Here is a 19630-nt window from a genome sequence, read left to right on the forward strand (position 1 = left end):
CTAATTACATTAAAAGCATTAGGTCCGGTAGAGCGACAGGCTTGCTGTATAAGAAGCCTTGGTAACTATCAAAACCCAGTTGCTGCACTCGATTTCGAGTCGTGTGGTCTTCTACACCTTCTGCTACTGTCGAAATCCCTCTTTTTCGGCAGTACTCAATCACCGTTTCGATCAGCTGTGATGCTTCGCTTAAAGGTTTGTTAATCAAAGAGCGATCGAATTTCACTTCATCAATACTGAGTTTTTGAATTTTGTCGATGTCTGAATAGCCGATACCAAAATCATCTACACTAAACTTTACACCAAGCGCCTTGTAGCTCTCCATTTGAGATGCCAACGAAGAACAAAGCTCATCATTCTCACTCAACTCAAAAGTGAGCTGCTTAGCTGGAAAAGAGCTGTTCCAAAGCATTTCTCTGACTCTCGCCACATTATCTGAGTTCGCTAACACTTGTTTACTGATGTTTACTGCCAAGTTTAACGACGGAGAAACAGTACGTATCTCAGTGAGCGCTTGCTCTAATACATTAAAGAAGATGGTCTCTTCATAACCAAGCGCAAACGCGCGATCAATGAATGTACCTGGTGCGAAGATACCGTGTTCAGGGATATCCAATCGGAAAAGCGCTTCTACTCCAATTACATCTGTATTGTCAGAGCCGTCGCTAGAGTCAGTTTTTACTTTTGGCTGGTAAAAGCATGTGTGCCACTCATTGGCGAAAGCTTCCTTGATCAATTGGTCAGATAAGTTCATTGGTCAGTGCGCTCATTTGTTAAGGGAGGCGCATTGTGGGGGCATATGCGTTTAGTCACTATATCGTTTTGCGGGAAAATTTTTTAATTCGACATAAATCGAACTATTAGTGTTTGTGAGTTCTTTTTCTAATCAGGTTGGGCGGTGAATTGTGACTCTCTTCATAGTTAAGGTATTTGATTCGTGCCTCAGGTTCATTAATGTTTTTCCAACTAGAGGGATAATCGAGATCGAGATGTTCTACTAGAATGTAGGCATAAGTTTTACAGTGTAAATGGCGCTCACGTCACCGTTTATACTCCCCCTATAAATAAGCAGCGAATGCGCTGTGAATAATAACTAGGAAGGAATTAGACAATGTCTTCTGCATTCTACCAACAGATTGAAAAACAAATTGAAGAAGTAAAGGCTGAAGGTCTTTACAAGTCTGAGCGTGTAATCACTTCTCAGCAGCAAGCGGCTGTTAAAATTTCAACAGGCGAAGAAGTACTTAACTTCTGTGCAAACAACTACTTAGGTCTAGCTAACCACCCTGAACTTATCGAAGCTGGTAAAGCGGGTATGGATCAACACGGCTTTGGTATGGCGTCTGTACGTTTCATCTGTGGTACTCAAGACATCCACAAAGAGCTTGAAGACAAACTATCTACATTCCTTGGTAAAGAAGACACGATTCTTTACACATCTTGTTTCGATGCGAACGCAGGTCTTTTCGAAACTATCCTAGGCAAAGAAGATGCAATCATCTCTGATGCTCTAAACCACGCTTCAATCATTGATGGTGTTCGCCTATGTAAAGCAATGCGCTTCCGTTACGCGAACAACAACATGGAAGAGTTAGAGCAGCAACTTATCGCTGCTAAAGAAGCAGGCGCTCGTCACACGCTAATCGTGACTGACGGCGTATTCTCTATGGACGGCGTAGTAGCAAACCTTCCAGCTATCTGTGACCTAGCAGACAAATACAACGCACTAGTAATGGTTGATGATTCTCACGCTGTGGGCTTCATGGGCGAAAACGGCGCTGGTACTCACGAGTTCCACAACGTTGTTGACCGTATCGACATCATCACAGGTACGCTAGGTAAAGCAATGGGCGGTGCTTCAGGCGGTTACACGTCTGGTAAGAAAGAAGTGATCGACTGGCTACGTCAGCGTTCTCGTCCATACCTATTCTCTAACTCAGTTGCTCCTGCGATCGTTAACGCGTCTATCCGTGTTCTTGATCTTCTAAAAGAGAGTGGCGAGCTTCGCGACCGTCTATGGGAAAACGCAGCACACTTCCGTACTCGCATGGAAGACGCAGGCTTCACAATGGGTGGTGCTGACCACGCAATCATCCCAATCATGCTAGGTGATGCAAAGGTAGCGGCTGAGTTCGCTGAGCGTGCTCTAGAGAAAGGCATCTACGTTGTAGGTTTCTCTTTCCCTGTAGTACCAAAAGGCCAAGCGCGTATCCGTACTCAAATGTCTGCTGCACACTCTCGTGAACAACTAGACCGTGCTATCGATGCATTCATCGAAGTAGGTAAAGAGATGGAAATCATCTAATTCCGAGGCTTTACTCAGAATATAGATAAAAAGTTTTTTGATTCTCGCCTTACAGTTAGACGAGATGAACTAGGTAACATTATGAAAATTAAAGCACTTTCTAAGCTTAAGCCTGAAGAAGGCATTTGGATGACCGAGGTTGAAAAACCTGAAATGGGTCATAATGATCTTCTTATCCGTATTAAGAAAACCGCCATCTGTGGTACAGACGTACACATCTACAACTGGGATGAGTGGTCACAAAACACAATTCCAGTACCTATGGTTGTAGGTCACGAATACGTGGGTGAAGTTGTTGGCATCGGCCAAGAAGTTCGTGGTTTTGAAATCGGCGATCGTGTATCTGGCGAAGGTCACATCACATGTGGTCATTGTCGTAACTGTCGTGGCGGCCGTACTCACCTTTGTCGTAACACAACAGGTGTTGGTGTAAACCGCACTGGTGCATTCTCTGAATACCTTGTGATTCCAGCGTTTAACGCATTTAAGATCCCTGCAGAGATCTCTGATGATCTAGCATCTATCTTCGACCCGTTCGGTAACGCAGTACACACCGCGCTTTCTTTCGACCTAGTAGGTGAAGACGTGCTAATCACTGGTGCTGGTCCAATCGGTATCATGGCTGCAGCAGTTGCTAAGCACGTAGGTGCTCGTCACGTAGTGATCACTGACGTAAACGAATACCGTCTAGACCTTGCGAAGAAGATGGGTGTAACGCGCGCAGTTAACGTGATGGAAGAGAAGCTAGAAGACGTGATGGCGGATCTAGGCATGACTGAAGGCTTCGATGTAGGCCTAGAAATGTCTGGCGTACCATCTGCGTTCAACAGCATGCTAACCAACATGAACCACGGCGGTAAGATCTCTCTACTAGGTATTCCACCATCAGACATGGCAGTAGACTGGAACCAAGTAATCTTTAAAGGCTTGGTTATCAAAGGTATCTACGGTCGTGAGATGTTCGAAACTTGGTACAAGATGGCTTCATTAATCCAGTCTGGCCTAGATCTATCTCCAATCATTACTCACCACTACAAAGTGGACGACTTCCAAGCTGGCTTCGACATGATGCGCTCTGGTATGTCTGGTAAAGTAATCCTAGATTGGGAATAAGCCCATAGGGAAGCCCCTTAGCTAGTTCTACAATGAAAATGCCCCAAAGAAATTTGGGGCATTTTTATATGTGTCGTTCAGATTACTTATCAACATCCCCGAGTACACCTTCGTGGGACAGGTCACCTGATAGTTCGGCTTGTATCTCAGCAAGGCTTTCCTCTTCTGAAGCTACGATCTTTCCTGTTATCGCATCGACTTCAACTTCATAAGCTTTATTCCCGTGCCTAATGAAAACATCCCACTGGGTATCGGGTTCATCGTGTCGAATTCCCAACACTTCTACGCCTACAGATTCTAGAGCAGCTTCAATGGCTTCTGCTTTACTGATGATATTCGCGTCAGACGCTGCATAACTCGGAATGCTTGCTATGCAGAGTGCTGTAATGGCTGCGCATATAGCGAAATTCTTCATAGGTCTCTCCATTAACTAAACATGCTTTGTGCTTTAAACCTAGTACGGAGTGTATGACTCATCAACGATGCGTAATGGTCTCTCTTGTTGGTTTTAGAATGAGACTTCTAATGCAAGTCATGTCTATTTGTACCAGTAGCATCAATACTACGCTTGAGTATGTGAATAAAATGTAAACACATTCAGACAGCTCTAACTAGCAGAAAACAAAAAATCCGACACTGGTCGCCCAATATCGGATTTTTAGATGCGTAGGTGGGGTGGATTAACCCGCAGCCGCCTGCATGATAAGACCGCAGATGTATGCGCCGTAAGTACCCAGTGCGTAACCTAGAACGGCCATAAGGATGCCCACAGGTGCTAGAGCAGGATGGAAGGCTGCAGCAACCACTGGAGCAGAGGCTGCACCACCAACGTTTGCTTGAGAACCGACCGCCATGAAGAACAGTGGTGCACGAATCAGTTTTGCCATCACAATCATAAGAATTGCGTGGATAGACAACCAAGTAATACCAATGAAGAAGTAACCTGGGTTATCGAAGATTGCAGTTACGTCCATTTGCATACCGATGGTTGCAACCAGAATGTAGATAAATGCAGAACCGATTTTAGATGCGCCAGTGTGCTCTAGGCTACGTGTCGATTTAAAGCACGAAGCAATCAGTGCAAATGTTGTCACCATTACGATAAGCCAGAAGAAGCCAGAAGTTAGGCTGTATTTTGCAAGCTCAGGTGCATTGGTTGAGATCCATGGTGCAATGATGTCGCTGAAGAAGTGCGCAAGACCAGTTAAACCAAAGGCAATCGCAACGATTTTCATCAGATCGGTCGTTGTTGTAGGACGAGCGTTCTCTTCTTGGTATTTAGATACCGTCTCTTTTAGCTCTTCGATAGATGATGTGTCGGCTTTCAACCATGCGTCAATTTTCTTCTGACGACCAGCCATAATCAGAAGTACTGCCATCCAGATGTTGGCACAGATAACATCAACGGTAATCATCGCAGAGAACAGCTGGTCGTCTACATCAAATACTTCTTTCATTGCTGCTTGGTTAGCACCACCACCAATCCAAGAGCCGGCTACTGTTGTGAGGCCACGCCAAACGTCACCAGATACAAGGTCAGGGTTAACCTGATCGATGATAAGAATTGCAGCAGGGCCACCAATGATGATGCCGAGCGTACCAGTAAGGAACATGATCACAGCTTTTGAGCCAAGACCGAAGATCTTACGAAGGTCTGCTGAGATAATCAGAAGCACCAGTGCGCTTGGAAGTAAGTATCGGCTAGCAACAAAGTATAGCTTTGAGTTAGAAGCGTCGATGATGCCAAAACTGTTAAGTAGTGAAGGTACGAAGTAACAGAGCAATAAACCCGGAACGAACGAGTAGAATTTTTTAAGTGCGCTATTTTGGCTACTTTCCGTGATAAATACACCGCCAAGAATAACGGCTAACAGGCCCATTATTACTGCATCATTAGTAATCATTATTATTTTCCTCCTTTAGGTGATGGCAAACGCCTCACTTTTTGAAGTGCAGGACTATACCCATAAGCCGTATTCGTTACAAATTGTAACAATAGAAATAGTTTGAAATGTTTTTGTTAAATTTAATGGGCTTTACGTGTGACTTTGCTGGTTAAATAATTGGCTGGGTGAATATTTATTGGTGGTTAATTATTTATGCATAAAGGTGTATGCAATGTTATTCAAAGCCAGTGAAATGGACGTTTAAGTGTGATGTATTCGGATTGTGTTCGGTAGGGTTGAGAAGGGTACGTATAAAATATCTAAAGAGAATGTCCTGCGATATGTTTCATAAATGTAAACGGGTGCATAAAAATACGAATTTCGTTCGAAATGGAAAATCAAATATAGATCACATAAATGCAGCTGTGATAGCGGAAATAGATACGATTTTATCCGCCATGTTGACGCAACTGAGAGTCTTCCCTGCGCTTAAACGAAAAAACGCGGCTGATTTAGCCGCGTTTGGGTGTGAGGTCGTGATGACTTACGCTTCTTCTTCCTCGAAATCGTCAGCGTAACCTTTCGGTGGTGGCGTCCAACCACGCTCCGAGCGGGTATGCTTGTCTGAACGGTCTTTCTTCATGTCTTCTTTCATCGCTTCTTCTAGATGAATGAAGATTTGACGATAGTTGTTGTCGTAACGAGGGTTATCTTCAGCCGCAGCCCAAGCTTTATATAGCTTCTCTGACTTACGATTTTCAACACGCATATAAGTCGACTTTTGCTGTTCAACAAAGAATGGATGGTGACCCAGAGAGCGAAGCGCCTCTGCACCCATTTCCAATGCTGAATGGTACGTCTCTGACTCAATAAAGTCGGCACCTACTTCTCTTAAACGGTAGCTGTGTCCACGGTCGAAGGCACGAGCCAATATTTTCACTTTCGGGTAAGTGTGTTTCACGTATTTCACCAGCTCGACACTCGCATCTTGATTATCGATGGCTACAACGAATAGTGCCGCATCTTCGATACCTGCTGTGTGCAGTAGATCTGGTCGAGTCGCATCACCAAAGTATGATTTGATGTTGATTGAGCGAAGTACATCGACTTGGTTGGCTTGGTGATCGAGCACCACCGTGTTTACGCCGTTAGATACCAATAGACGGTTAACGATTTGGCCGAAACGACCAATACCCGCGATGATCACAGTGCCTTTCTCTTCGATAGTGTCTTCTTCTCTATCGTTAGATTTCTGTTCATAACGAGGAAGGATCACTTTATCGAACAAGATGAAGAGACCCGGAGTTAGGAACATCGACAAGGCGACAACAAGAGACAGAGTTTGAACGATATCAGATGGCAATACATGGTTTTGAGCAGAGAAGCTCAATAGTACAAAGCCGAACTCACCAGCTTGCGCCAAGCTCAGTGTAAATAGCCAGCGGTCGCTGTTCTTGATCTTGAAGATTAGTGCCAAGGTAAATAGCACAGCTGCCTTTAGTAGCATGACACCTAGAGTCAGTCCGATGATTAGGATGAAATCATTGAACAGTACATCGAAGTTGATTCCCGCACCTACCGTAATAAAGAACAGACCAAGCAGTAGTCCTTTGAACGGGTCGATGTTGGATTCCAGCTCATGGCGGAATTCACTGTTGGCAAGTACCACGCCTGCGAGGAAAGTACCTAGCGCTGGAGATAGGCCAACTAGGCTCATTAATGCTGCGATACCAATGACAAGCATGAGTGCCGTTGCTGTGAAGATTTCACGCAATCCAGAGCTTGCTACAAAGCGGAAAAGTGGACGGCTTAAGAAGTGACCACCCACAACAACTAACGCAATCGAAGCGGTAATCACAAGGCCGTACGCCCAGCCCGGTAGTCCAGCAACCAAACTTAGCTCGTCATGATGATCTGCCGCGGCCGATACTGCATTTTGTGCAGCTTCAACTAATTCCGGTAGCGCCAATAGTGGGATGAATGCCAACATTGGAATCACGGCGATATCTTGGAATAGAAGAACAGAGAAAGCATTTTGCCCGCCTTCTGTTTTCGACAATCCTTTCTCATTAAAGGTTTGAAGAACAATCGCAGTAGAAGAGAGCGCAAAGATGAGACCGATGGTTAGTGCGATTGTCCAAGGTTGTTCAAATACCAGCGCGATGCCCATGACAATTGCCGCTGTACCGCCAACTTGTAGGCCACCCAAACCCATTAGACGATTACGCATTGCCCACAGCATTTTAGGCTCTAGCTCTAAGCCGACTAAGAACAGCATCATCACCACACCAAATTCGGCAAAGTGTTGGATGGTTGTTGTTTCTTCGCCCACAAGGCCAATGATAGGGCCGATAACCACACCTGCAATTAGGTAACCCAGAACAGAGCCTAAACCAAGGCGCTTAGCAATAGGTACCGCGATAACAGCGGCGACTAAGTAGATAAAGGCTTGTAAAAAATATCCCGTCATTCTTTAGTCCTTGTTCATGATTTCATCGAGGTAGTGGTTTAGTTTGGCGGCTTTTTTCGCTTTCTTATAATCGATATCGCCGGCAACTAATGACTCCAATAAGAATTTGTAGCGCTCAACGTGCCCAGCGATACGATTCTCTTCTAATGCGGTTCGTGAGCCAAACAGAGCATAAGGCGCTAAATACTCCATACCACACAGAGACGCAGTTTGTTCAAGAGGGTGGAGCAATTCTCGAATCGTAAAGTGGTTGTAGCCGTCTGTTTGGTAGGCATCTTCTTTACCGCCCGCAGTAATGCTACACAGGAACTTCTTGCCTTCTAGCTCATGGCCATCGGTACCGTAAGCAAAGCCGTACTCTAAAACTAAATCTTGCCACTCTTTTAGAATGGCTGGAGTCGAGTACCAGTAGAGTGGGAACTGAAAGATAATGATGTCGTGGTCAAGAAGACGCTTCTGCTCACGGTCAATATTGATCTTGAAGGTTGGATACTCAGCGTAAAGATCGACACACGTGACGTTTTCAATTTTCTTTGCTTGGTCAAACAGTGGTTTGTTCGCTTCAGAGCGGTGTTGAGATGGGTGTGCAAACAACACCAGAACTCGATTCTTCGACATATGGCCCTCTTTATATAATTCGAACAATATCTACTCGTTACAATAATAGAAGAGTAGTTGAAGAACAATGAATTAGCTTGGATTTGATCGAGATAACGTACGACTATTTGATAGAAGTGGAAACGTTTGCGATTTTGGGGCTTTTTGCGACAAGACTTGTGAAATAGAAATCTAAATATGCAGTATTAAGTGGCAAAATAGCGTCTTGTTTCGTGTTACCTTGAGTCAGAAATCAGAGTCGCAAAGACGACATCAATTGAACATCGAATAAAGGAAATACCCTATGGCTAAGGACCTACGTCAGCAGTGCAAACTTTTTCTCTCCGGTCATTTCGATCCGACACCGGCACAACTCTTTTCACAGATGGCTCAATGGTCTGAAAAGCATGAAATAACGCATGATACCTATGGTGATGGCGCGTTTATTCAAGAGTTCGAACAGAAAGTTGCCGAGCTTCTTGGTTTTGAAGCTGCGGTATTTGTGATCACCGGAACAATGAACCAACCGACTGCTCTACAAATCGTATGTGATGAGAAGCGTTGCCAGAACGTTGCTATGCATGAATCGAGTCACATTATCCGTCATGAGAGCCAAGGCTATCAGGTTCAGAATCGTTTCAATGTCCTGCCTTTAGGTAATGTGCATCGCACTTGGAATGTGGACGATTTGAGAGCGTGGCCTGATGAAATCGCTGCTGCGCTCTATGAATTACCTATGCGTGAAATTGGTGGTCAGCTCCCTGATTGGGAAGAGCTAGAAGCCATCAAAGATTACTGTCAAACCAATGATGTTCATCTCCATATGGATGGCGCACGCTTGTGGGAGTGTGGTGCCTATTACCAAAAAACTTATAAAGAGATTGCTAATGGATTCAACTCTGCCTATGTCTCTCTATATAAGGGCATCAATGGGTTAGGTGGCTCTTTGTTACTCGGTAGTAAGGCATTCATTGAGAAAGCATCACTATGGATGAAGCGACAAGGTGGTAATGTTTACCACAGAACTCCATTTATTGTTTCGGCTGCCATGCAGTTTGATGAGCGTTTGGCGCAGATGCCAGCATTGTTTGAACGCACCAAACAGGTTTATCAAATTCTTCAAGACTACCCGCAGTTCATTGTGAACCCTAAACAGCCCCAAAGTAATATGCTGCATCTTTACTTGCCGGTGAGTGTGGAAGAGGGCATTGAGTTAAGAGATAAAATTGCAACGCGAGACAAAATTTGGATTGGGAATCCGAGCCCTTGTGAGTTACCGCACCAATGTAAGATTGAATGGTATGTGGGCGACAATCTATTGAATCTTCCTGATCATGAATTTATCGATGTTCTTGATATGTTAGTTGCTGAGTTAAGCTGATTGAGCACTTAGTTCCAAACAAAAAGGCAGTGGTTATGCGCCACTGCCTTTCTCGTTCTGTCGTTTGTCTACATGTATTGATTGATGTAGACATCAACTAAAAACATAAACACTGGAATGGTGCTGAGTACGGCGAAAAAAACGATAGGTACCCAGTTTTTCATCTTCTTTTTTGGTTGCTCGTTGTTGCTCATAAAGCCCGACCTTTACTCTTGCTGTTTACTAGGTTTTATACCTACACAGTCTATTCGTTGACTAACTTGCAGCTATAGTAACAAAGAAGCTCACACTTGCTAGGATTTGTGTATGAGAATCGTGGTGAGTATCAAATGATCTTTATTTTCAAAGGTTCATTGGCGGTTCATCTTTGTTTTGAAATAATAACCTTAACAACGGCTTACAACGTGTAATGTCGCATCTTAGATTTATGGAGAGCACTCAATGAAAACAATCGGCAATATCATTTGGTTTTTGTTCGGCGGTGTATTTATGGGATTGGCGTGGTGGTTCTTCGGATTATTGGCATTCATCACTATTGTCGGTATCCCTTGGGGTAGAGCGTGTTTTGTGATGGGTAACTTCTCGTTCTTCCCATTTGGCCAGGAAGCTATCGCACGTGATGAGCTGACTAACGAGGGCGATATTGGCACCAGCCCACTTGGCATGATAGGTAACATCATCTGGTTCGTATTTGCGGGCGTGTGGTTGGCGATCGGTCATGTGCTATCTGCAGTAGCATGCTTTGTAACCATCATCGGTATTCCATTTGCCATTCAGCACTTAAAGCTTGCTGTGATTTCACTGGCACCTATCGGTAAAACGGTCGTCGACAAGCGCGAAGCTGAAGCCGCTCGTGTTAGAAATTACAAAGGCTAAGGCTTCACTGAGTTTTAAAAGGAAAAGAGCATGCGATTGGGCATGCTCTTTTGGTTTTAACTGACGTTGTTTTATTTTGTTTTATTCCTGAGTGACTTCCATATACTGGCCATCAAGTAATCCAGAGTAGTTATCTTTGATGAATGAGCCAGTGAGGGTACCGCCATTCTCTTCATCGACACCGTATTGACCGTGGCAACCACGTTGTAGGCTCAAGCCATTAGTATTGGACTCATCCCACTCAAAGGTGTCAGTCACGGTTAAATTACCTAAGATCTGGAACATCGAGTTAGATTCACACTCAAATACGCCACTTGAAACGTCACCATCCGATACAAAAGAGCTCGCTTGAGCGATTTGAGTTTCATTGGTGATGGTTGCATCACCCCAAACTGAGATTCGCGAATTACCCCAAGCTTCCATTTCATTACTTACGGACAATGCATCCGCTTCGAGTACCGATCCGGATTCAACAATGACATCTTCAGCAACCAAATTAGCCACGTATATAAAAGAACTGCCAATGGCTTCAAGGGTCGTGAAGGTGACATTTTCACTGTCTACCACCAAACTGGAGTTCGCATCGGCGATAGCTTGAGCAGCTGCACCGGTAATACTGCTACGAATATCGACACTGGCGTTTCGATTAAGGTGTAACGCGAGGTTGTTCACTGAACCAGAATTGACTCGAAGATAAGCGGTGCGAATTGTTACGTTGGTTTGATACTCATCACCATCTTGTACCGCAGTTGGTAAGGTGACGTTATCAAAGCGCACAGATGAACTGTTTCTCGCAAAAAGGGCCCCCCCAAGGGTGATGTCTTGAAGTCTGACACTGGATTGGCCATCAATGAAAACTGCTTCTGGTTCATCTTCAGTAGTACCAGCAAGGATACTCGCACCATCGGAGCCAACTATTTTTACGTCATTACGAACAATGAATACTGCATTACAGGCGCCTGTGACATTGTAGGTTGTTCTAGTGGTGGTATTTCTTGAATCATCTAGTGCGTCTTTTAACGCATCGGCATCTTCACCGCAATTGATAGCGACGGTAGTGTATGGGTCTGATGTAGTCCCATTTGCTTCTAAGCTGGTCACCCTTGCATCGATAGCGTCGACGTTATCGTCTATTCCATCTAAGTCGGCTCCCAACGCGGTGATATCGTTGTCGAGAGCTGTGAAGTTGGCATTCACTTCACTCGCTTTTGCTGGAGTATTTGCGGTAAAGACATTTGGTACGTCAGCCAAAGTAACAGAGGTAAACGCGCTGCTAACTGCGGTGGCCAACACAAGTTTCATCGTGGTGTTCATGTTAAATTCCTTATATATCCGTATTCTTCGAACAGGCGATTATTGCCAGTTACTGTCATCCCAATTAGTACTATCCCAAGTTAATGCTGTGCTTGTTTCACAGGCATCACCGATACCGTCATTATCTGAATCGGCTTGGTCAGCGTTCGCAGTATTCATACAGTTGTCATCGAGGTTATCGACGCCATCATTATCTAAGTCACCCGAACGAGTGCTGTCATTCGGATAATCATCATCTAGGTTGTCGTAACCATCTTCGTCGTCATCACCAGCACGGGTGTTATCATTCGGAAACTCATCGACATCGTTGTCGTAACCATCGTTATCCGTGTCGTTAGGATATTGGTCATCGTTATTGTCGATACCATCATTATCCAAATCACCGGAACGGGTAGGATCCTCTGGATATTCGTCATCTAGGTTGTCGTAACCATCTTCGTCATCATCGCCTGATCGCGTATTGTCATTCGGGAATTCATCTACGCTATTGTTGTAGCCATCATTGTCACTGTCGTTAGGATACGGATCATCGATTTCATCAATATTGTCGTTATCTAGATCTCCAGCTTTAGTCGCATCGTTAGGGAATAGGTCGACATCATTGTTGTAGCTGTCGTTATCGCTATCATTTGGATACTTGTCTTCCAAGTTGTCGCCTAATCCATCTTCGTCAGCATCGACCCACTCGTTAGGGTTGTTTAAGAACTCGTCGACGGAATCTTTAACGCCATCGCCATCTTCATCGGCGATAACGATGTCTGCGGCGTTGCTCAAGTCATCCTTTATCTGATCTGGGGTCTTCTCATCGTCAATGGTATCGAGAATGGCTTTGATCTCTTCGTTGATACCAGCCACAACGATGGTGAATTTTCCTGCTTCTGAAGAACCTTCTTCCGTTGCTTTTTGTAAATCTTCTGGCTCTTCTGGGAGGGCGCCTAGTTCAACGATTTTTTCTGCGGCATAGGCGGCTTTTGGTGCGCCATCACCTTCCAAGAAATCACCAAGCACATCGTCGGTATCTATGCCTAATTGAGTTGCGACTTGTTGAATTGCATCTTCTTTTGAAAGGTTCTCGTCCTGCTCTAACGTGTTGTGAACGAGTGTTGAAAGGGGAGTAATGGCTGTCTCGCCTGCCGGGGCAGACATGACATAGCTTTCGGTGACTTGGCCTTGGGTTTCATCGACGGTTTGTCCAGCTATAGCTTGAACAACAACTGGATATTGGGAGGGGTTTTCGATACCGCTGACATCTAATTCAGCAACACCGCCTTCTCCAGAGGTGGCTGTGGGCTCTCCGTTATCTAAAACGTAATTCCTATTGAGATCGAGCCAGACGGTGGCATTACGCAGATATCCATCAATGGCTGTCACACTATAAGAACTAGCACTGCTAGATGAGTCTGAATCGGAGTCGTCAAAACACCCAACCAGACCCACACTAGCAGTTAGCCCTAACACAATAGTGAGTGGGTTCTTTTTCATTAGTTCATCCTAAACTGACGTTATATTGAGTTGTCGCATAAGAAAGCTAGGAAACGAAATTCAGTTGTGCAAGGTGACTAAAATGCTCAGTTTCGTTATATGAATAATAAGGCTTGGTATGTATTGGCAGGGTTTATTGATCTTGTTGTTAATAACACTAAGACAAATAACAAGTAATTTACCGAATGGTGGCTCTGATGGGGGAATGTGGTGATTAGTAACTACGAGTTTGGAGTGTGAAAATAACAATAACCATTGTTTTAATATGTGATCTATTTCACTGCGTGTTTGTGGCTTATCCTGTCAATTATTGTGACTTTGCTCGATAAAAAAATGGGCTCACCGATGGCAAGCCCACTTTCAAACTAACATATAAAGTTTGGTATTTTATAAATTGAAGGGCTACATTGCCGCTTCAAAAATCGCTGAAATTTCTTCGTGCGTTGCTTGTTTCGGGTTAGTGAAACCACAAGCGTCTTTCAGTGCGTTGTCAGACAGTGTTGGGATGTCTTCTAGTTTCGCACCCAGTTGAGCGATACCAGCAGGAATGCCAACATCAGCCGCTAGAGTTACGATAGAAGCGATAGCTGCTTCAGCACCTTGCTCTGCCGTCATTTCTTCAACATTTACGCCCATCGCTTTAGCCACGTCACGTAGACGCTCAGGACATACTTGCGCGTTGTAGCGTTGAACGTGTGGAAGAAGAATCGCGTTACATACACCGTGTGGAAGGTCGTAGAAACCACCCAGTTGGTGCGCCATTGCGTGTACATAACCTAGAGATGCGTTGTTAAACGCCATACCAGCCATGAATTGTGCGTAAGCCATTTGCTCACGAGCTTCGATGTCGTCACCGTTGCTTACTGCTGTGCGTAGGTGCGCTTGGATAAGCTCAATCGCTTTGATTGCTACAGCATCTGTAATTGGCGTTGCCGCGATAGATACGTACGCTTCGATTGCGTGAGTCAGTGCATCCATACCTGTAGCTGCAGTTAGTGATGCAGGCTTAGCAAGCATTAGCTCAGGATCGTTTACAGAGATCAGTGGCGTAGTGTGCTTATCTACGATTGCCATTTTGATGTGGCGAGCTTCATCAGTGATGATACAGAAGCGAGTCATCTCAGAAGCCGTACCAGCTGTTGTGTTGATAGCTATCAGTGGCATCATTGGTTTTTCAGATTGGTCTACGCCTTCGTAGTCAGCAATCTTGCCACCGTTAGCCGCAACTAGTGCAATACCTTTCGCACAATCGTGTGGAGAACCACCACCTAAAGAAACGACGAAGTCACACTCGTTGTTTGTTAGTAGCTCTAGGCCGTCTGTTACGTTAGCCGTTGTTGGGTTTGGTTGAGTACCATCGAACACAACTGTGTTAACGCCACGCTCTTCAAGTAGATCTTGTACTTGTTTAACAACACCGATTTGGTTCAAGATTTTGTCTGTAACGATCAGACCTTTCTTAAAACCTTGTGATTGAATGCTGTCCGCTGCGTCTTTTAAACAGCCTGTGCCCATGAAGTTGATTGTAGGGATAAAAAATGCACTAGCCATGAATTGCTCCAGTTAAATTATGATTTTTGCTTGAGTTCTATGTTGGCGATAAAGACCTGTGGAACAATTGATCTGAGACAATTTTCGCGCCTAACTACCACTTTGTAGTTAGGGATTGTGACGTGCTTCATGAAGCAAACGGTTAGCTAGTTTCTAATGATAATTTGAATAATAATAGGTGGCGCCAACAGTACGCCATCTATATGAGAATGAATATTGTTGATGCAAGAAATACACATAAAGTTCTAATATGATTAACTTTTTGTTTTCTCAGTATCGATGGTTTCATCAGTAGTTTTTTCACTGTTTACGATTTCTTTATCGGTATCTTGTGCGGAGTTTTCACCGACGAAAGCATCGTAGTTTTTGACAAGAAATGGTGTGAGCATGACTGACGATGGTAAGAAGTGCTTCATAATACCTCCGGTATTGAGATGTGTTTCTTGTATGTTATTAGTTTAATATGTGGCAAAATTTGCGATACATCATAAGTTGATGCGTGACTTCTATAAAAAGTCAGAACTTTCTACAAGCTCACAGTTGTGTTGAAAGTGTGCAAGATGAGGCATCGCCTCTTAAGAATGATCAAACCCAAGTAGGATAGGTAATGAAGTACGACTGGATATTTTTTGATGCGGATGAAACGCTCTTTCACTTTGACTCTTTTAAAGGAATGAAGCTGATGTTCTCTCGTTTTGGCGTCGATTTTGACGAACAAGATTACGCGGCGTACCAAAAAGTGAACTTACCGCTATGGGTTGATTACCAAGACGGCAAAATTACTGCAGATCAGCTTAAGCACACGCGCTTTGAGTCGTGGGCGAAACAGCTAGATACAACAACAGCAGTACTTAACAGTGCTTTCTTAAATGCAATGGCCGATATTTGTACCTTGCTACCGGGGGCGAAAGAGCTGATGGATGCGCTGCAAGGCAAAGTTAAAATGGGCATCATTACCAACGGCTTTACTGAGCTGCAAGCCATTCGTTTAGAGCGAATGGGGATGACGGACTATTTTGACCATGTGGTGATTTCAGAAGAAGTTGGCGTCGCTAAGCCCGATTTCGCCATCTTTGACCATGCGCATCGCATTAGTGGTGCACCTGCCAAAGAACGCATGCTGATGGTGGGTGATAACCCTCATTCAGATATTCTAGGTGGCATCGATTTTGGTATTGAAACTTGTTGGTTGAACGTTGACTGTAAGCCACGACCAAGTGGAATTGAGCCGCACTACCAAGTTGCATCACTGAGTGAATTAAAGGCTCTATTGCTCGCTTAATCTCAACAAAAGATGGCAGATGTTGAAGGTACCTAATTTTTAAATTGGGTACCTTTTTATTGGGGTTGTTTGGTGAGTTGTGAGTTGGGCTTGAATACCACTACATAAACGGTAGCGGGAAAGCATCACTAGGTTCTGGTACTGCGAATTCTTCAGCATCAATGATCAGCGACCCATTTCGACCTTTATCCTTGATGGAATACAAAGCTTCATCGGCTTTTTGGATGAGTTCAGAGTCGAGCAGCAAGCTCTTGGTACTGTGATCGAATACAGCTCCTCCGATGGATACGGTGATCCTGTCACTGCATGGTGAAGCGCTGTGCTCAATGTTTCTTTGATACAGGTCTGCCATGAAGCTGCGTACTTTCTTCTCAAGTTCTGGCTTCATTATGCATTCCGTAAGAATAAGAAACTCAGCACCTCCAAATCGGAATACCTTACAGTGCTCTTTGGTGAAGTGGATTCGAAGTAGGTTAGCGATCTCCTTTAATACGTCATCACCTTTTACGTGGCCATAACTGTCGTTGTACTGCTTGTAGAAATCCACATCGCACAATAGAACAGCGATCTTATTCGCCGCTTGTGGGCATTTTTGTAGCCTCTGAATCGATGAACCGAGCGAGACTCGGTTAAAGAGACCTGTTAGGGGATCTAGGTTCGCCAAGCGATTAAGCTCTTTTTTCTGCGCCTCGAGTTGCTTCTTGTGCTGTTTATTCTGCAAGTCGACCGCGATGTAGGAGCCAAGGTGCTTAATCAAAGACATATGATAGTCCTGGTAAGCATGTGGTTGGTGGGTCTGTATCGTGAGTACTCCCAACGTCTTATGATCGAGCGTTAATGGGATCATGATAACAGACGGGTAATCCTCTTGTGTTGTACCGACAAATGCATGGGCAGTCGGATCGTTATTGACAAGTTTTTGGAGCACTTCAGGGGAAAAACTGCCGTGTACGAAAGGCAGATTGTTCTTAATACAATAGGTGCTTAAAGTCGACTCACCACGACAATCGATAGTGAACGGTGGTAGCAGATTACCAAGGTCAATAAACTGCTCGTAATGGAGCTGCTCAGTCGCCTCGTCGTACAGACCCAAAGCGAGACAATCGACAGACATCAGCTTTGAAAGGTCGTTGTACAGACGAAATACCATGTCGGTAAGGTCATTGTGTGAGCCAAGGTACTCGCCAAATGAAGAGATCAATTCTAAGTTTTTAGCCAGTGACTGTGCGTTCTCTAACTGGGGACGCTCAGAGTGGAGCTGATAAAGCTGAGAGATCGATTCGCTGTTACTTTCACCGTGCAGCTTGAGCGCCTTTGACTGTAAATTGAAGGCTTGCTCTAGTCGTTCACTCTTCACCGCTGCGTCACGGTTAAACTTCGACTCTTGATGCAGGATTGAGGCAAACGCCTCCAACATCTTAGCGCTTCCGAATGCTTCAACGAGAGGCAGTGCTTTTTGGATATGCGTGTCGAGATGATCAATATGCTGGTTCTCGATAGCACAACGACAATATTCAAGCAGCGCATCTAATAAGTAGAAATCATCTGATAGTTGCTCTGCGCATTGAATCGCCTCGCAAAAGTGCTTAAGCGCGTGTTGTGGCTCTCCTAAGAGCTCTAAATGGGCACCGAAGGCGTTGTGATAAAAGAATTCACCGAGTGGACTTGCGTGTCGCGATAACGTTTCGCTGTACTGCTCAAACTGTTTGATAGCCACATCAAACCGACCCAGTTTGCTATTGGTGAACGCAAGGTTGGTTAATACCGGCGAGATCACCATCTGTTCTGGGGTTTGTGCGCTCGTTTCCCAAGCTAATTCACAGTAGTAGTGCGCTTTATGAAAATCCTCTGCTTCGAGAAAGATATAGCCTAAGTTCGCGTAGATTCGCGCAAGCAAGTAGGGGCTATCAATGTGTTTGCACTCAGAAGCCTTAGTCAATTCAACAATGGCTTCGGTGAAATTTCCCGAACGAATCATGGCGATACCCAAACCATATTCGATGTAATATTTCAGGATCAAAGAGGGTGAAGCATCGGCTTTATTCAGAGCTTGACTAAGATAGACAAGCGCCTGTTTAACCTTGCCTTTTCTCAGTACACAAAAACCGTCTACAAACAGTTTTATAGAGCTTGGGATGGTTTTATCTTGTCGAACTGCTTCGGCATCCATCGCTTTTTTGACTTGGCCGATAGCCTCTGCGCCTTGAGAAGCAATGACTTCTTTTAATTGCAGGTCTAGGTAGTGAGTAAAGCTATCGGTATAGTTCATTAAAGTAATAGTGATGGAATAAATATGATTATATTGTACGAAGTGTTGTTTATTTTAGGAAGTCTTATTTTGTTTTTTCTATCAATTAGCTAAGTTTCTGGTTTATGCTCGCCATTTGGGAAATGGCTTAAGTTCGCTTTGTAAAAAGGTAATCAAGTGTTAAAGACTCATCGTTACAGTTGTTATGGCGTGATGGCCATTCTATTGTGGAGCTGCTTAATCGCGCTCTCACGCAGTGTATCTGAACAGTTAGGACCGATTGGAGGGGCAGCCAGCCTTTATACCGTGAGTTCGATCCTGTTGGTCTTTACCATGGGGTTACCGAAAATTTCGCGCTTCTCTAAATCGTATTTGCTGATTGGAGGCTCGCTTTTCGTCTGCTACGAGATATTTTTGGCGCTTGCACTGGGTATGGCGAACAGCCGTCACCAAGCCATCGAAATGGCCGTCATTAACTACTTATGGCCTGCGTTAACAGTACTGTTTGCCGTTTTACTCAGTAAGAAGAAAACTAACTTATTGGTATATCCAAGTATCGTCCTTGCTTTCTTTGGTGTGGCTTGGAGTATCAGTGGTGATCAAGGCCTCTCGGTACAACAGATTGCCGCTAACGTCGCGACGAACCCGCTGACGTATTCCATGGCGTTCTTTGGCGCGATTATTTGGGCGGTGTATTGCAACTACACGCAGCGCGTGGCGAAAGGTCAGAATGCGATCGTGTTGTTCTTTATCGCAACGGCTGTAACGCTATGGATTAAATATGCGCTGAGTGACGAACCAGCAATGGTGATGACAACGAGCGCTGCTATCGATCTTGTTTTGGCGGGCGCGGCAATGGGAGCGGGTTATGCGTTGTGGAACACGGCGATACTCGGCGGAAACATGGTGTTTCTTGCAACCATGTCTTACTTTACGCCAATCTTCTCGACGCTATTCTCTTCAATGCTGCTTGGTCTGTCACTCACAGTCACTTTCTTGCAAGGCGTGTGCATGGTGACCATTGGTTCATTGGCGTGTTGGTGGGTAACAAGAGAAAAGCCGATACAGAAAGCATCGGCTAAATCAGAGAGTAGTGATATCGAACAAGCGAAAACTTAGTTGTGA

The 19630-nt window shown here is 44.6% G+C and carries 17 protein-coding genes; 6 read left to right on the forward strand and 11 right to left on the reverse strand.

What is annotated here, in order from left to right:
* Positions 1-4 precede the first annotated feature (4 nt).
* Positions 5-754 (reverse strand): EAL domain-containing protein, encoded by a 750-nt coding sequence (locus FIV04_RS20760; protein WP_152470366.1) that lies wholly within the window; start codon positions 752-754, stop codon positions 5-7.
* Between the two features lie 357 nt (positions 755-1111).
* On the opposite strand from FIV04_RS20760, the gene FIV04_RS20765 reads away from it, so the two are divergent.
* Positions 1112-2305 (forward strand): glycine C-acetyltransferase, encoded by a 1194-nt coding sequence (locus FIV04_RS20765; protein WP_150897293.1) that lies wholly within the window; start codon positions 1112-1114, stop codon positions 2303-2305.
* An 81-nt stretch (positions 2306-2386) separates the two neighbouring features.
* On the forward strand, positions 2387-3418 hold the full coding sequence (gene tdh, locus FIV04_RS20770) for an L-threonine 3-dehydrogenase (protein WP_061031177.1): 1032 nt from the start codon (positions 2387-2389) through the stop codon (positions 3416-3418).
* 82 nt (positions 3419-3500) lie between these two features.
* On the opposite strand, the gene FIV04_RS20775 is transcribed toward tdh, so the two are convergent.
* From FIV04_RS20775 to FIV04_RS20790, 4 genes are all read right to left on the reverse strand, one after another.
* On the reverse strand, positions 3501-3833 hold the full coding sequence (locus FIV04_RS20775; RefSeq protein ID WP_152470367.1) for a PepSY domain-containing protein: 333 nt from the start codon (positions 3831-3833) through the stop codon (positions 3501-3503).
* A gap of 265 nt (positions 3834-4098) precedes the next feature.
* Complete coding sequence (locus FIV04_RS20780; protein ID WP_152470368.1) at positions 4099-5322, reverse strand: DUF819 domain-containing protein; 1224 nt, start codon at positions 5320-5322, stop codon at positions 4099-4101.
* Between the two features lie 526 nt (positions 5323-5848).
* On the reverse strand, positions 5849-7774 hold the full coding sequence (locus FIV04_RS20785; RefSeq protein ID WP_032550350.1) for a monovalent cation:proton antiporter-2 (CPA2) family protein: 1926 nt from the start codon (positions 7772-7774) through the stop codon (positions 5849-5851).
* A gap of 3 nt (positions 7775-7777) precedes the next feature.
* Positions 7778-8392 (reverse strand): NAD(P)H-dependent oxidoreductase, encoded by a 615-nt coding sequence (locus tag FIV04_RS20790; protein ID WP_032550351.1) that lies wholly within the window; start codon positions 8390-8392, stop codon positions 7778-7780.
* 283 nt (positions 8393-8675) lie between these two features.
* On the opposite strand from FIV04_RS20790, the gene FIV04_RS20795 reads away from it, so the two are divergent.
* Positions 8676-9752 (forward strand): low specificity L-threonine aldolase, encoded by a 1077-nt coding sequence (locus FIV04_RS20795; protein ID WP_152470369.1) that lies wholly within the window; start codon positions 8676-8678, stop codon positions 9750-9752.
* 68 nt (positions 9753-9820) lie between these two features.
* On the opposite strand, the gene FIV04_RS27335 is transcribed toward FIV04_RS20795, so the two are convergent.
* Positions 9821-9946, reverse strand: a complete 126-nt coding sequence (locus FIV04_RS27335; protein ID WP_268844467.1) for a hypothetical protein — start codon at positions 9944-9946, stop codon at positions 9821-9823.
* Between the two features lie 247 nt (positions 9947-10193).
* Here FIV04_RS27335 and FIV04_RS20800 point away from each other — a divergent pair, with 247 nt between their 5' ends.
* Complete coding sequence (locus FIV04_RS20800; protein WP_032550353.1) at positions 10194-10628, forward strand: YccF domain-containing protein; 435 nt, start codon at positions 10194-10196, stop codon at positions 10626-10628.
* An 81-nt stretch (positions 10629-10709) separates the two neighbouring features.
* Here FIV04_RS20800 and FIV04_RS20805 read toward each other — a convergent pair whose 3' ends face one another.
* The 4 genes from FIV04_RS20805 to FIV04_RS26995 all read right to left on the reverse strand — a co-directional run bounded on the left by FIV04_RS20805 (position 10710) and on the right by FIV04_RS26995 (position 15391).
* The gene (locus FIV04_RS20805; protein WP_152470370.1) at positions 10710-11942 is read right to left on the reverse strand and encodes a hypothetical protein; all 1233 of its coding nucleotides are present in this window, start codon (positions 11940-11942) and stop codon (positions 10710-10712) included.
* A 39-nt stretch (positions 11943-11981) separates the two neighbouring features.
* Positions 11982-13424, reverse strand: coding sequence for a hypothetical protein (locus tag FIV04_RS20810; protein ID WP_150868746.1), 1443 nt, complete (start codon positions 13422-13424; stop codon positions 11982-11984).
* Positions 13425-13826: 402 nt separating this feature from the next.
* Complete coding sequence (gene yiaY, locus FIV04_RS20815; RefSeq protein WP_032550357.1) at positions 13827-14975, reverse strand: L-threonine dehydrogenase; 1149 nt, start codon at positions 14973-14975, stop codon at positions 13827-13829.
* 254 nt (positions 14976-15229) lie between these two features.
* Positions 15230-15391 carry a hypothetical protein gene (locus FIV04_RS26995; protein WP_172974293.1) on the reverse strand — a complete coding sequence of 54 codons (162 nt, stop codon included), beginning with the start codon at positions 15389-15391 and terminating at the stop codon, positions 15230-15232.
* A gap of 191 nt (positions 15392-15582) precedes the next feature.
* Here FIV04_RS26995 and yjjG point away from each other — a divergent pair, with 191 nt between their 5' ends.
* Entirely contained in the window at positions 15583-16257 is a 675-nt protein-coding gene (yjjG, locus tag FIV04_RS20820; RefSeq protein WP_152470371.1) for a pyrimidine 5'-nucleotidase, read from the forward strand.
* 100 nt (positions 16258-16357) lie between these two features.
* On the opposite strand, the gene FIV04_RS20825 is transcribed toward yjjG, so the two are convergent.
* Positions 16358-18526 (reverse strand): diguanylate cyclase, encoded by a 2169-nt coding sequence (locus tag FIV04_RS20825; RefSeq protein ID WP_152470372.1) that lies wholly within the window; start codon positions 18524-18526, stop codon positions 16358-16360.
* A gap of 156 nt (positions 18527-18682) precedes the next feature.
* Here FIV04_RS20825 and yddG point away from each other — a divergent pair, with 156 nt between their 5' ends.
* Entirely contained in the window at positions 18683-19624 is a 942-nt protein-coding gene (gene yddG / locus FIV04_RS20830; protein WP_152470373.1) for an aromatic amino acid DMT transporter YddG, read from the forward strand.
* The last annotated feature ends 6 nt before the right edge of the window (positions 19625-19630 follow it).

Source organism: Vibrio sp. THAF190c (assembly GCF_009363355.1).
GTDB lineage: Bacteria > Pseudomonadota > Gammaproteobacteria > Enterobacterales > Vibrionaceae > Vibrio > Vibrio fortis_A.